The organism is Brevibacterium antiquum CNRZ 918 (genome assembly GCF_900169145.1).
GTDB classification, from domain to species: domain Bacteria; phylum Actinomycetota; class Actinomycetes; order Actinomycetales; family Brevibacteriaceae; genus Brevibacterium; species Brevibacterium koreense.
The window spans coordinates 94,305-107,777 of the sequence record NZ_FXZD01000009.1 but is presented as its reverse complement, the minus strand read 5'-3'; the positions used below and the strand labels follow the sequence as shown (position 1 = coordinate 107,777).

Annotated in this window: 10 protein-coding genes; 7 read left to right on the top strand and 3 right to left on the bottom strand. The window is 63.7% G+C overall.

Going from position 1 to position 13,473, the window contains the following annotated elements:
* Nucleotides 1–26: 26 nt before the first annotated feature.
* A complete protein-coding gene (locus tag BANT918_RS13300) occupies nt 27–440 on the bottom strand; it encodes a Fur family transcriptional regulator (RefSeq protein ID WP_164743360.1) in 414 nt (137 codons plus the stop codon).
* A gap of 136 nt (nt 441–576) precedes the next feature.
* Between BANT918_RS13300 and BANT918_RS13295 the strand changes: the two genes are divergently transcribed.
* Together BANT918_RS13295 and BANT918_RS13290 are read left to right on the top strand one after the other, a co-directional pair.
* On the top strand, nt 577–1,710 hold the full coding sequence (locus BANT918_RS13295; RefSeq protein ID WP_208618111.1) for a CobW family GTP-binding protein: 1,134 nt from the start codon (nt 577–579) through the stop codon (nt 1,708–1,710).
* Between the two features lie 347 nt (nt 1,711–2,057).
* Complete coding sequence (locus BANT918_RS13290) at nt 2,058–5,720, top strand: efflux RND transporter permease subunit (RefSeq protein WP_167389477.1); 3,663 nt, start codon at nt 2,058–2,060, stop codon at nt 5,718–5,720.
* 55 nt (nt 5,721–5,775) lie between these two features.
* On the opposite strand, the gene aztA is transcribed toward BANT918_RS13290, so the two are convergent.
* Nucleotides 5,776–6,408, bottom strand: coding sequence for a zinc ABC transporter ATP-binding protein AztA (aztA, locus tag BANT918_RS13285; RefSeq protein WP_096157623.1), 633 nt, complete (start codon nt 6,406–6,408; stop codon nt 5,776–5,778).
* Nucleotides 6,409–6,437: 29 nt separating this feature from the next.
* Here aztA and aztB point away from each other — a divergent pair, with 29 nt between their 5' ends.
* The 4 genes from aztB to aztD are packed head-to-tail and all read left to right on the top strand — an operon-like array spanning nt 6,438 to nt 10,742.
* On the top strand, nt 6,438–7,289 hold the full coding sequence (gene aztB / locus BANT918_RS13280; RefSeq protein ID WP_101620699.1) for a zinc ABC transporter permease AztB: 852 nt from the start codon (nt 6,438–6,440) through the stop codon (nt 7,287–7,289).
* Between the two features lie 9 nt (nt 7,290–7,298).
* Nucleotides 7,299–8,531, top strand: coding sequence for a PQQ-binding-like beta-propeller repeat protein (locus BANT918_RS13275; protein WP_101620698.1), 1,233 nt, complete (start codon nt 7,299–7,301; stop codon nt 8,529–8,531).
* Nucleotides 8,531–9,472 carry a zinc ABC transporter substrate-binding protein AztC gene (aztC, locus tag BANT918_RS13270; RefSeq protein WP_096167774.1) on the top strand — a complete coding sequence of 314 codons (942 nt, stop codon included), beginning with the start codon at nt 8,531–8,533 and terminating at the stop codon, nt 9,470–9,472. The genes BANT918_RS13275 and aztC overlap by 1 nt, the downstream gene beginning before the upstream one ends.
* Nucleotides 9,473–9,491: 19 nt before the next feature.
* Nucleotides 9,492–10,742 (top strand): zinc metallochaperone AztD, encoded by a 1,251-nt coding sequence (gene aztD / locus BANT918_RS13265; RefSeq protein WP_101620697.1) that lies wholly within the window; start codon nt 9,492–9,494, stop codon nt 10,740–10,742.
* Nucleotides 10,743–10,751: 9 nt separating this feature from the next.
* On the opposite strand, the gene BANT918_RS13260 is transcribed toward aztD, so the two are convergent.
* The gene (locus tag BANT918_RS13260; protein WP_096178391.1) at nt 10,752–11,558 is read right to left on the bottom strand and encodes a FadR/GntR family transcriptional regulator; all 807 of its coding nucleotides are present in this window, start codon (nt 11,556–11,558) and stop codon (nt 10,752–10,754) included.
* Between the two features lie 216 nt (nt 11,559–11,774).
* On the opposite strand from BANT918_RS13260, the gene BANT918_RS13255 reads away from it, so the two are divergent.
* Nucleotides 11,775–13,466, top strand: a complete 1,692-nt coding sequence (locus BANT918_RS13255) for an L-lactate permease (protein ID WP_096162012.1) — start codon at nt 11,775–11,777, stop codon at nt 13,464–13,466.
* The last annotated feature ends 7 nt before the right edge of the window (nt 13,467–13,473 follow it).

The window sequence follows — 13,473 nt, the reverse complement described above, 5'->3', positions numbered from 1 at the left end:
ATGATGCAGGCTATTCGCCGAGGTTGTTACCTGTTCTTCGCCAAAGCGGAGCACTCGGCGCAGAGTCCGAAGATCTCGAACACGTGTCGGGTGACTTCGAAGCCATGTGATTGAGCCGTGGTGGTGATCCAGTCCTCACTGGGCGGTTCGATCTCCACAGCCTTGCCGCAGTTCTCGCACACCAGGTGATGGTGATGCTCGTCCTGGGCGCAGGCGCGAAACAACTGCTTCTCGGCAATCGTGATGGAGTCGGCGCCACCGGACTCACTCAGAGCGTTGAGCTGTCGGTAGACGGTGGCCAATCCCACCGTGTGACCCTGGTCCTCAAGGGTTCGATGGAGCTGCTGGGCGGAGACGAAGCGCTTCTCACTCTCGAGCGCGGAGCTGATCACGGCCTTCTGGGCCGTGCTCCGAGTCTTCTTGGGTTCTTCAGCCGTCATGTCCTTCTGCCTCCGACTGTGCAGCGCAGCTGGTCCTGTGAGCATATGCGCATACGTTGATGTGTTCCGATATTAATGAAAAACGTTACCATTAGCGGATGACGAGTGGCAGCCAGGCGACAGGTGCGGAGGACAAGTGAGCAGGAAGCAGTCCGCAGGCGCCGTTCCGGTGATCCTCCTGACCGGCTACTTGGGCGCGGGAAAAACCAGTCTCCTCAACCACCTGCTGCGCCACCCTGATGCGCGCATCGGGGTCGTCGTCAACGACTTCGGCGATCTCAATATCGACGCGGGCCTCGTCGTCGGGCAGGTCGATGAGCCCTTCTCCATCTCGGGCGGATGCATCTGCTGCCTTGACGACGACACCTCTCTCGAGGATGCGCTCACTGCTCTCGCGAAACCGCGGCTGCGTCTCGACGCCATCATCGTCGAAGCAAGCGGCTTCGCCGAACCGCTGACCTTGGCACGCATGGTCACCCGCATGGGCCACCACCGCTTCCACCTCGGCGGGGTCATCGACGTCGTCGACGCCACCATGCATGCGGCCACGGTCGACACCGAAACCGCACCGCCGATGCGCTATGCGGCGACGACCCTGGTGCTCGTCAACAAGCTCGACCAATTGCCGGAAGCAGAACGTGAGCCTGCTGTCGACGCGATCCGGGAGCGGGTCCATCAGCGCAATCCGCGATTGCTCGTCGTCGGCACCAGCTATGGCCGACTAGACCCGACACTCATCTTCGATCCCGGAGCGGGAGCCGAACGAGGCGGAGACAGTGCTCGACCGAGCGTCGGCACGGGTGAAGGCGACGGCGCGAACGCAGAACCCATCCAAGCTGAGCTGCCGATCCGGGAACTCATCCGGCAGGCCTACGCCGAAGCCGCCCAGGAGAGCCACGACGGCAATGGCGAAAACGTCCCGGTTCACAAGCACGCACAATCGGTGACGATCACCGCTCACGGAAGTGCCGACGCCGGAGCCGTGCTCGACATCCTCGAAGATCTGCCTGCCGGGGTCTACCGGGCGAAGGGCTCGATTCTCGTCGACGACAGGGGTAGGCGCAGGCGCTACGGACTCCAGGTGGTGGGCCCGAACGTCTATGTGTCCGCAGCCGCACCACAAGAGCAGAACTGGGACAGCGCACTAGTCGTCATCGGTGAATCCTTCGACGAGGCGGCCGTCAGGGCAAAGCTGGAGGTTGCGTTGAGCGGCAATGGAGGCTCGAGTGGAGTGGAGCGACTCCGCCACTACGTACGCCTTCACAGCTGACCACAGCTGAACACGACTGTGGTGTTACCTGCCTCCAGTACGGAGGAAAACACCCGCGCCTGCGGCCTTCGGCGCTCATACGATCGAATCATGACCAGCCTCCCGTGCTGTACTCAGCCTTTTGGGGGAGGAAGAAGACAACTTTCGGGGGACGCGTCGACCAGACCGGACTGAAAGACTGAACTCGTTCCACCCTCACCCGGACCATCCCCGCCGACGCACTGACCGCCACCGCACCGCCGCCTCACCGAATCACTCGAGCACCACCACCGAAAATCACCGCTCCACCCATCTGCAGCTCCCGTATGCCCAAAACCCGGAGGAAACCCGTGTCCCTGATCACCAGGATGAGTCTGAAGAACCGTCTCATCGTCGGACTGCTCACCCTTGTGATCGCCGTCTTCGGCGTCGTAGCGACCACCTCGCTCAACCAGGAGACGATGCCCTCGGTCGAGATGCCGGGCACCTCTGTGCAGGTCACGATTCCCGGGGCCTCACCAGAGGTCGTTGAGGAGACGGTGACCAAGCCGATCGAAACTGCGCTCGACGGGGTCGGTGACCTCGAAGCGGTGACCACAACCTCCTCGGCGGGATCGATGACGGCTGACGTCACCTGGCCCTTCGGCAAGGACGCCGAGGAGATGACGGACGAGGTCCGGTCCGCCGTCGACTCCACGAAGGCCGACCTTCCCGAGGGCGCCGAGGCGGAGGTGCTCTCCCAGCAGATCGACGACGTTCCGGTGGTCATGTTCGCCGTCTCCGGGGGAGAAGATGCACAGAAGCTCGGTGACCTCGTCGAGAACGAGCTTGTGCCTGAACTCCAAGCCGTCGGCGGCGTCGCAGGCGTCGAGGTGGCCGGACAGACCGAGCAGCGGGTCAACATCAGCTTCCGGCCCAACGACGTCAACGACAAGAATGTCGTCACCACCTCGGTGCCAGATGAGCTCACCGCTGCGGGAACCGTCGTCCCAGCCGGACAGAGCGCAACCGGTGACAAGTCTCTGTCGGTCGAGGTGGGCGGCGAACTCGACGCCGTCGACCAGATCGAGAAGACTCCGCTGCGAACGGCCGATGGAACGGTCCTGCTGGGTGAGGTAGCCGATGTTGAGCTCGACTCGGTGGAGAAGACCTCGTATTCGCGTGCCGACGGCAACGATGCTGTGACGGTGTCCGTGACCAAGGGGCAGGATGACAATGTCGTCGAAGTCTCCCACGGCGTCAACGAGGTCCTCGACACGATGGGTCCGAAACTCGGGGACGACATCGCGTTCTCCACGATCTTCGATCAGGCACCAGAGATCGAGAAGTCGATCCACGATCTGTCCGTCGAAGGCGGGCTCGGGCTGTTCTTCGCCATCCTCGTGATCCTGGCCTTCCTCGGCTCCTTCCGCTCCACAGTCGTCGCCGCGATCTCCATCCCGATGTCGCTGCTCATTGCCATGATCGGACTGATGGTCGGGGACTACACACTCAACATCCTCACCCTGGGTGCCCTGACCATCGCTGTCGGACGCGTCGTCGACGACTCCATCGTCGTCATCGAGAACATCCGCAGACGGCAGGGCACGACCGAGCTGACGGTCGATGACATCGTCGCCTCGGTCAAGCAGGTCGCCGGGGCCATCACCGCATCGACGCTGACCACTGTGGCTGTATTCCTGCCCATCGCCTTCGTCGACGGCATCGCCGGGCAGCTGTTCCGCCCGTTCTCCGTGACCGTGACGTTGGCTCTGCTCGGCTCTCTCGTTGTGGCTCTGACCATTGTTCCCGTCTTCAGCTACTGGGTGCTGCGCAAGAGCCCGAAGCCTCTGTCCCCGAAGCGCCAGGCTGCCACCGATGCAAGCTATGAGGCCTGGGCCCAGAAGCATCGTGAGAAGGGCATCAAGCGAGCGGAGCGCCGCCAGAGGAAGATCGAGAAGAAGAACGCGAAGCGCGAGGCCAAGGGCAAGACACTGCTTCCAGCGGCGACTGCCGATGCTCCGGTGGAGCCGATGCCCGGTGACGGTGAGGCCTCCGACCGGGTCGACCGTCTCCAGCAGCGCAGCCTGCCTGCCATTCTCGCGGCACTGAGGCACCCATGGCGGACCATCGTCATCTCTGTGGCGATCTTCGCCGTCACCATGATGATGGCCAGCTTCCTCAAGACCGATCTCCTCGGATCTGCGGGACAGGGCTCCCTCTACATTTCACAGACGTTGCCCGCCGGAGCCTCGCTCGAGGCCAGCGACGAGGCGGCGAAGAAGATCGAAGACGTGCTCGCCTCCGACCCCGACGTCGATACCTATTCGACGACGGTCAATGGGCCAGAAACCGGCGCCGAGAATTCCTTCAACATCACGTTGAAGACCGACTCCGATGCGAAGGCGGCGACGAACCGGATTCGGTCCCAGGTCGAGAGCCTCGGTGAGGATATCGGTGAGGCCGATGTTCAGGACGCCTCCGGCAGCACGAATGAGGACGTCGAGATCAAGCTGGCCGGCTCTGATATGAAGGCCCTCGGCGAGGCCGCTGACGCGGTGACGAAGAAGATGAGTGAGACCGAGGGTGTGACGAACGCCCGCAACGACCTCGCCTCCGATCAGCCGATCATCCATGTCGACGTCGACCGTGAGAAGGCCGCGGACTACGGCTACAGCCAGGCTGAGGTGGGCCAGGCCATCGCCGCTGCCCTGCAGGGCAGCGAGGCCGGCACTCTGACATTGGAGGGCAAGGAGCGAGACATCTTCCTCGCACCGACCCACCCTGATGCGACACCCGATGAGATCCGAGCCTTGGAGCTTCCGGTCACCGAGGTGCAGACGCAGAACGCGCAGGAGGACGCGACCGACGCCGTTGAGGAGAAGACCGATCGCAGGGCCGACGAAGCCAAGGCCAAGGCCGAGGACGACGCGGCCGAGCAGCTCGACTCTGCACGCGAGGCCCGGGACAATGCCGCCGATCAGTTGGAAGAGGCTCGAAAAGCACTGAGGGACGCAAAGAATCCTCCACCGGCACCGAGCCCTGATGATATGGCGGCCGAGCAGGTCGACCAGGCCGAAGAAGGAGTCGAGCAGGCGCAGAAGGGTCTGAACGAAGCCAACGACGCTATCGATGACCTGGTCGATGGCCAGCGTGAGCAGGAGGAGAACCAGAACGAGGAGCAGGACCTCGCCGACGAGCAGGCAGCGATCCCCGACATCAAGGGTGAGCCGATCACGGTCGATGAGATCGCGAACGTCGATGAGACCGAGACTCCTGCCACGATCACTCGTGAGGACGGGGACCGTCAGGTCACCGTGTTCGCCACACCGGCCGAAGGGCAGCTCAATCCCGTATCCGCCGAGGCGAGTGCGCTGACCTCGAGCATGGACCTGCCCGCTGGTGTGAGCTTCGACGTCGGAGGCGCCAGCCAGGAGCAAGCTGATTCTTTCGCTCAGCTGGGATGGGCGATGCTGGTGGCGATCGCGCTGGTCTTCCTTGTCATGATCGCGACCTTCCGCAGCTTCGTGCAGCCATTGGTCCTGCTCGTGTCGATCCCGTTCGCCGCGACCGGTGCCGTGCTGCTGTTGCTGCTGACCGGAACGCCGCTGGGCATTCCCTCGCTCATCGGTCTCCTCATGCTCATCGGCATCGTGGTGACCAACGCGATCGTGCTCATGGACCTCATCAACAAGCTTCGTGAACACGGAATGGGGCTGATGGATGCGATCATCCACGGCACCCGTCTGCGTCTGCGCCCGATCCTGATGACGGCCGCTGCCACGGTCTTCGCACTCGTGCCCATGTCACTGGGGCTCACAGGTGGGGGAGTCTTCATCTCCCAGCCGCTGGCGATCGTCGTCATCGGCGGTCTGACCTCCTCGACCGTGCTGACTCTGATCCTCGTGCCTGCCCTCTACCTCCTCGTCGAGCGACGCAAGGAGCGCCGGGCCGAGCGCCACGACGCGAAGGCCGCGGCGAAGCGCGATGCCGATGAGGCAAGGATCGAAGCGGAGACCGCCGAGGTGGACGCCGGGTACAGGGAGGAGTGACCCTGACCGCGGCGGCAGGTCGATGTCAGCGTCGGCAGGCAGCCAGCCGTCCCCGTCAACCCGCTGCGAGGACGCCCTGCTCGAGCCGGACGACATGATCGGCACGCTCGGCCTGGGCGCGCTCGTGCGTGGCCATGACGATCGTGGCGCCGCGGTTGCGCTCGGAGTCGATGGCCTCGGCGATGTCCACGGCCGCGTGAATATCGATGCCGGCCAGCGGCTCGTCGAGGAGGAGCAGCTCGGGGCGCTGCGCCAAGCCCTGCGCCACGAGAGCGCGCTGACGCTGTCCGCCGGAGAGCGACCCAAGGCGTCGCGAGGCGAGGTCGCTGATCCGCAGACGTGCCAGGCAGTCATCGATGATGCGTCTGTCCTCACCGCCGAGGCGAGTCAACGGCCCGCAGGAGGCCCACCTGCCCATCGCGACAGTCTGCCGGACGGTGATCGGCAGGTGGTCGGGAGCCGTGCTGCGCTGAGGCACGAATGCGATGCTGGCCGGACGGCCGGAGATCGTGCCGCTCGTCGGCCTGAGCAGGCCGGCCAGCGCCATGAGGACGGTCGATTTGCCCGAACCGTTGGCCCCGACAAGTGCTGTGACCTGGCCCGGGACTGCTGTCAGTGACACGCCTTTCACCGCGAGATGGTCACCATGGTGGCAGGTCAGGTCTGCGACTGTGATCGGATTGCCCATTCGATAACAATAATGGTTATCATCATCGAATGGAATTCCTGCTTGCGCCCTTTGAGGTGTCCTTCGTTCTCCGTGCCCTCATTGCCGGTGTGCTCGCTGCCGTGCTTTGTGGGTGCATTGGCACCTGGGTCGTCCTGCGCGGCCTGGCCTTCTTCGGGGATGCGATGTCGCACGGGATGCTGCCGGGAGTCGCAATCGCGGCGCTCCTCGGCGGTCAGCTCATGATCGGCGCGGCGGTCAGTGCGCTGGTGATGGCGGCCGGGATCACCTGGGTATCGCGCGAGTCGAAGCTGTCCCAAGACGTCGGCATCGGACTGCTCTTCGTCGGAATGCTGGCCATCGGCGTGGTTATCGTGTCCCACTCCCAATCATTCGCCGTCGACCTCACGGGCTTCCTGTTCGGTGACGTGCTCGGGGTCCGCGGCCAGGACCTGATCATCCTCACAGTCGCAGCCTGCCTCGGAGTGCTGGCCTGCATTCTGTTGCACAGGCCGTTCCTCGCGCTCGCCTTCGATGAGCGCAAGGCGGCAACTCTGGGCATGCGGCCCGGCTGGGCTCATATTGCGATGCTCATGCTCACGGCCCTGGCGGTCGTCGCCTCGTTCCAGGTCGTCGGCACTCTCCTCGTCTTCGGGCTCCTTATCGGGCCCCCGGCCACGGCCTGCCTTCTCTTCGACCGCGTCGGAATGATCATGGCGGCCGCCTCGGTGATCGGTGCGTTCTCGTGCTTCTTCGGACTGCTGGTGAGCTGGTATGCCCAGACGTCTGCCGGCGCGACCATTGCGCTGCTCACCGTCCTCGTCTTCTTCGCGGTGCTCGTCGCGAGACGGGTGAGAAGTGCGCTACGATACACTCATCACAATGAGAACCATTATCAATAGAAAGATCTCATGACGAGGACAACAGCAATCGCCGCACCGAGCGCGGCACTGATCGCACTGCTCGCCTTCACCGGGTGCCAGGGCCAACAAGCGGACAGCGGGGCCAACAGCCCCAGTCAATCGACGGCGCCCCACGGATATGTCGAAGGGGCAGAGGAGGCCGACGAGCCGCAGCTGCGGCTGGCCGTCAGTGATGCGAAGACCGGGGCGGTCTCGGTCATCGACCTGCTCACCGAGGATGTCGTGGAGAAGGTCGAAGGCTCACCATCGACGACCCTGGCGGGGGCAGATTCCCGGTACCTCTACCTCGGCGATGGTGAAGCCGGAACGGTCACAGCCGTCGACACGGGGGCGTGGACGGTCGACCACGGCGATCACAGGCACTACTACAAGGCCGAGGCGAAGACCATCGGTCAGGTCGACGGGGCCGACCCCGCGCACGTCGTCTCGACCCCGACCGAGGTTGCCTTCTTCTTCGACGGCGAGGGCCGGGCGAAGATCTATGACCGGAGCGCCCTCGGCGATGGTGAACTCACTCAGCTCGGCACCGTGAAACCGGGTGCCCACCACGGAGTGACGGTCCCCTTCGAGGATCACTTCGTGTCCACGCTTCCAGGGGACAAGGCCGATGATCTGCCTTCCGAACTCACCGTGTACGACGACAAGGGTCAGGCCTCGCCGATCGATGCGACATGCGAGGAGATCCACGGAGCCGGAGTCACTCGCGACGGGCTGGTCTTCGCCTGCGCCGACGGCGTGATCAGGGTCGATGAGGACTTCGACGCCGAGGTGCTGCCCTACCCCGAGGACACCGATGAGCGCGCGTGGTCGATCGAGGTCGGTCGAGACCTCGCCGCGGCACCTTTCGATGATGGTGGAATCGGGATCCTCGACGCGTCGACCGATGAATGGATGTACGCCGACACCGATGCCGAGGTGGTCTCCGCCGGCATCGCCCCCGACGATTCCGTGGTCGTGGCCCTGGACGAAGACGGGACCGTCTATTCGCTGGACCCAGAGACCGGGAAGGAGTTGGCGAAGAAGAAACTCATCAAGCCCTTCGACGCCGAGGGCCAAGGTCACGGAGCCGGACCCTCGGTGGCCGTGGATAGCGAACGCACCTATGTCAGCGACCCTGCGTCGGGCACAGTGCTCGAACTCGACCCGGCCGATGGGCTGCGTGAGGCACGCAGCTTCGACCTCGGCGGAGCGCCCGCGAGCCTGGCTGTGACGGGACGGTGATGAGCACACGGCACCACCTCACTGCGGTGGCACTCACCCTGGCAACGCTCGGATCACTGACTGCCTGCAGCGGGGGCGACGATGAGCCGTCGATCGTGGTGACGACGAACATCCTCGGCGATGTCGTGAGCAGTCTCGTCGCAGACCACGCAACGGTCACGGTGCTGATGAAGCCGAACTCCGATCCGCATTCCTTCGGCATCTCGGCGAAGGAAGCCGGGGCCATGGAGAGCGCGGATCTCATCATCGGCAACGGCCTCGGACTGGAAGAGGGGCTCTCAGCCAACCTCGACAATGCGCGCAGCGAAGGGGTGCGTGTCCTCGATGTCGGTGAGAGCATCGACCCCCTCGAATACACCTCGGGCGGCAGCGCGGGCACACCCGATCCGCACTTCTGGACCGATCCCGCGCGGATGATCGCCGCCGTCGACACCATCACCTCGGCGCTGGGGGAGGAGGTCGGCGATGACCTCGCCGAGGCGATCGAACCGTCCGTGGCCTCGTATCGGGGGCAACTGGAGGACCTCGATGCCGAAATCGCAGAGATCGTCGAAGCGATTCCTGCGAAGAACCGGAAGCTGGTGACGAATCATCACGTGTTCGGCTACTTCGCACAGCGCTTCGACTTCGAGGTCATCGGAGCGGTGCTGCCAAGCGGAACCACGCTGGCCTCACCTTCGGCAGCCGACCTCGAGGAGCTCGCGCGCACGGTCGAAGACGCCGGCGTGCCCACGATCTTCGCGGACTCCTCGCAGCCGCAGAAGCTCGCCGAGGCCCTGTCTGAGGAAGTCGACCTCGACGTCGAAGTGACACCGCTGTTCTCGGAATCGCTGACCGAGGCCGACGGGGAGGCCGGAACCTACATCGACATGCAGCGAACCAACGCGAAGGCCATCGCGGACGGGCTCGCATCACCACAGATCACGGACACACCATCATGAGAATAGGGAAGAGAGAAGAATGAGAACACGACACACCCTGATCGCACCACTGGCTGCGACCGCGGCCGTCACCGCCCTCCTGCTGAGCGGCTGCGGCGGCACCGGAGCGGAGGCCGACCCCGACACCGGCGACCAGACAGATGCAGGGGAGCCCTCGGACGCCGAACAGGTCGAAGAAGCACAGTCGCGACTGGTCACCACCTACGACGGCGGCATCCTCACTCTGGATGCGAGGACGCTTGAGGTCATCGACGACACGAAGCTCGAAGGCTTCAACCGGGTCAATCCGGTCGGAGACGGACGGCACGTCATGGTCTCGGTGGCCAGCGGATTCCAGCTCTTCGACGCCGGAGTCTGGACCGAAGAGCACGGCGACCATACCCACAGCTTCGCCGAATCGCCTGAACTCACCGACAAGGTCTACGAAACCGATACCCCAGGTCACGTCGTGCGCCACGGTGGTTCGACGGTGCTCTTCGGCGACGGCGACGGACGGATGCAGATCTTCGACACCAATGCCTTCGGTGACGGCACACCCGAACCCGAGGTCAAAGAAGCAGAAGAGGCACACCACGGTGTGGCAGTGCAGTTGGAGAACGGCAACGTCCTGCACACCATCGGCAACGAAGAAGAACGCTCGGGAGCGAAGGTCATTGACGCCGACGGCAAGGAGATCGCCCGCAACGAAGACTGCCCGGGTGTCCACGGGGAAGCCGCTGCCCAGAACGAGGCGATCGCCGTCGGCTGTGAAGACGGCATCCTCTACTACAAGGACGGAAAGTTCACGAAGGTCGACGCCCCGGATTCATACGGCCGCATCGGCAATCAGGCCGGATCCGATGACTCACCGGTCGTGCTCGGCGATTACAAGGTCGACGAGGATGCCGAACTCGAGCGCCCGGAGAAGGTCACTCTGACGAACACCGAGACCGGAGAGATGAAGCTCGTCGATCTCGACTCCTCGTACAGTTTCCGTTCCCTGGCCCGCGGACCCGAAGGTGAGGCCCTCGTGCTCGGCACTGACGGCAAGCTCAACGTCATCGACCCGGAGTCCGGCAAGATCACTGACTCCCACCCGGTCACCGAAGCATGGAAGGAGCCCGTGGACTGGCAGCAGCCTCGGCCGACGCTCTTCGTGCAGGGGGAGAAAGCCTACGTCTCCGAACCGGACAAGAGCCAGCTCCACATCGTGGATCTGGCGACCGGCGAGGTGGAGAAGAGTGCTGAACTGCCACACGCCAGCAATGAGGTCACCGGGGTGACGGGCTGACGCCTGCGCTCAGCTGCCTGCCCGGCTCTGATTGGTCAGCTGCGGCAGGGCGGCGGTGGCCGATCGGATGTGATCCTCGGTCAGCTGCACCGCGTGATCGGTGTCGCGGTCGACGATCGCCTGCATGATCGCATGGTGCTCTTCCTGCAGCTGCGCCATCAGAGCGCGCGGATCCTCGACCTCGTGGAAGGCATCGAGGATGGGTCGCCGCAGAGAACCGCGGATGGCTTCCGTGAGATCCGAGAGCAGCTGATTGTTCGAAGCATGGGCGATGGCGACGTGGAAGGCGGTATCGGCATCGTTGAAGGTCTCCAGGCTCACGCCCGGAGTGTCCATGATCGCCAATGAGGCATTCATGCCGGCCAGCGCGTCATCGTGGACCCGTCCCGTCGCCAGCGCGGTGCTTGAGCGCTCCAGCTGGATGCGTGTTTCGATGGCCTCCTCGATGCTGAAGTTCGCCAGAGCCACGTGGAGGCGCAGAAACCGAGTCAGCGCCTCCTTGGGCATGGAGGCGATGAAGGTGCCCGCGGACTTGCCGGAACCGACGTTTGAGACGACGACGCCGAGGGACTCCATGACGCGCAGCGCCTCACGCACTGCCGCGCGACTGACCTGAAGCTTCGCGGCAAGGTCCCGTTCGGAGGGGAGCGGATCGCCGACGGTGAGGTAACCGGAGGTGATCTGCTCCTCGATCGCATTGATGACGAGTTCATGGGTGCTCGATCGAGAAACCGGCTTCCATTCCGGTGCCTGGGGCGCCTTGGGGGCGTGACCTGCGGCGATGTCGTCGCTCGAGCGGACTGATTCACTGGGCATGAGTACTCACTTTTCGCACCTCGCCATCATCCCATGAGTAGGACCCTGCCTCATCGGGAGCAAATCCTTGACCTGGATCACATTCAGTCCTACACTCACTTTAGTGGTCTGACCACACAAAGGACATACTTAAACCAATCGAGTATGCATGTTCGGGGCGCGTTCATCGTCGAACCGCAGACGCTGGAGTCGAGCACCGACCGTGTAGGAGAAAATATGTACACTCCTGAAATCGCCCCACTTGCAGACAGCCTCATGCGGTCATCGCTGGTTGCGCTGCTGCCGCTGCTGACCATCTTCGTCACCCTCGGGTTCTTGAAGTGGAAGGCCCACTGGGCCGGGCTGGCAGCCGTAATCGTCGCCCTGATCGTTGCCATCTTCGTCTACGGCATGCCGGTCGGACTGGCGGGGCTCTCAGCCAGCCAGGGATTCGCCTTCGGGCTGTTCCCGATCATGTGGATCGTCATCACCGCCATCTGGCTCTACGAACTGACGGTGAAGTCAGGACACTTCGAAGACCTCAGGTTGGTCATCAACGTCATCTCCGATGATCCTCGCGTGCAGGCGATCCTGGTCGCCTTCTGCTTCGGAGGACTGCTCGAAGCCCTTGCCGGATTCGGTGCCCCGGTTGCCATCACCGGTGTCATGCTCATCGCAGTCGGCTTCACCGCCATGCGTGCAGCAGTCGTCGTGCTGGTGGCCAACACCGCTCCGGTCGCCTTCGGTGCGATCGCCATCCCGATCATCACCGCCGGTAACCTCACCGGGATCGATTACAAAGAGATCGGTGCCATGGTCGGTCACCAGACTCCGTTGCTGGCTGCCGTCGTGCCGCTGTTCCTCATCTTCCTCGTTGACGGCAAGCGCGGTCTGCGTCAGCTGTGGCCACTTGCTCTGGTCGTCGGGATCGTGTTCGGAGCAGCACAGTTCGTCTCCGCGAACTATCTCTCGGTCGAGATGACGGACATCGTCGCCTCGCTCATGGGCCTTGCTGCTGCCGTGGTCATGCTCCAGTTCTGGAAGCCAGTCGGCGGCCAGGACGCGCTGGACAAGATGGCAGACGAGCGCAGTAAGGAGAAGGCCAGCGCTCCCGATGCTGGTGGAGCAGCCGCAGCCGTGACGACCACGGTGGACACGAAGGCTGCACCTCTGACCGGCAAGCGCGTCTTCATGGCGCTCTTCCCCTACCTCATGGTCATCGTCATCTTCTCCGGTGCCAAGCTGATCCCAGTCATCGACAAATGGTTGGCCAGCACCGATATCAAGATTCCTTGGCCGGGGCTTGACGGGAACATCATGACCGCTGCCGGAGAGCTGTCGACGAGCACGGTCTACAACTTCCAATGGTTGTCATCACCGGGCACGATGCTGCTGGTCTCAGGCATCATCGTCGCCATCGTGTACAAGATGACCGTCAAGGACGCAGTCCAGGTCTTCGTCGACAATGTCGTCAAAATGCGATTCTCCATCCTCACCGTCGGACTTGTCCTGGCACTGGCCTACGTCATGAACCTGTCGGGCCAGACGATCACAATCGGCACCTGGATCGCCGGGACCGGGGCACTGTTCGCCTTCCTCTCGCCAATCCTCGGCTGGCTCGGCACGGCGGTGACCGGTTCCGACACCAGCGCCAACGCACTGTTCGCGACACTGCAGCAGACGGCCGCGACGAAGGCCGGAATCGATCCCGTCCTGCTGGTGGCCGCCAACAGCTCCGGAGGCGTCGTGGGCAAGATGATCAGCCCGCAGAACCTCACCATCGCAGCCACAGCGGTCGGCCTCCTCGGCCAGGAGTCCTCGATCTTCCGCCGCGTCATCTGGTGGTCGCTGGGCATGCTCGTCGTCATGTGTCTGCTGGTTGGTCTGCAGTCGACCGTCCTGTCCTGGATGCTTCCCGGTGGAGCCTGAAACTCCG

Excerpts from the sequence above, each read along its gene's own strand:
- aztC (WP_096167774.1), top strand. The coding sequence starts at position 8,531 with ATGAGCACACGGCACCACCTCACTGCGGTGGCACTCACCCTGGCAACG.
- aztD (WP_101620697.1), top strand. The coding sequence starts at position 9,492 with ATGAGAACACGACACACCCTGATCGCACCACTGGCTGCGACCGCGGCC.
- aztA (WP_096157623.1), bottom strand. The coding sequence starts at position 6,408 with ATGGGCAATCCGATCACAGTCGCAGACCTGACCTGCCACCATGGTGAC.
- BANT918_RS13290 (WP_167389477.1), top strand. The coding sequence starts at position 2,058 with ATGAGTCTGAAGAACCGTCTCATCGTCGGACTGCTCACCCTTGTGATC.
- BANT918_RS13275 (WP_101620698.1), top strand. The coding sequence starts at position 7,299 with ATGACGAGGACAACAGCAATCGCCGCACCGAGCGCGGCACTGATCGCA.
- BANT918_RS13255 (WP_096162012.1), top strand. The coding sequence starts at position 11,775 with ATGTACACTCCTGAAATCGCCCCACTTGCAGACAGCCTCATGCGGTCA.
- aztB (WP_101620699.1), top strand. The coding sequence starts at position 6,438 with ATGGAATTCCTGCTTGCGCCCTTTGAGGTGTCCTTCGTTCTCCGTGCC.
- BANT918_RS13260 (WP_096178391.1), bottom strand. The coding sequence starts at position 11,558 with ATGCCCAGTGAATCAGTCCGCTCGAGCGACGACATCGCCGCAGGTCAC.
- BANT918_RS13300 (WP_164743360.1), bottom strand. The coding sequence starts at position 440 with ATGACGGCTGAAGAACCCAAGAAGACTCGGAGCACGGCCCAGAAGGCC.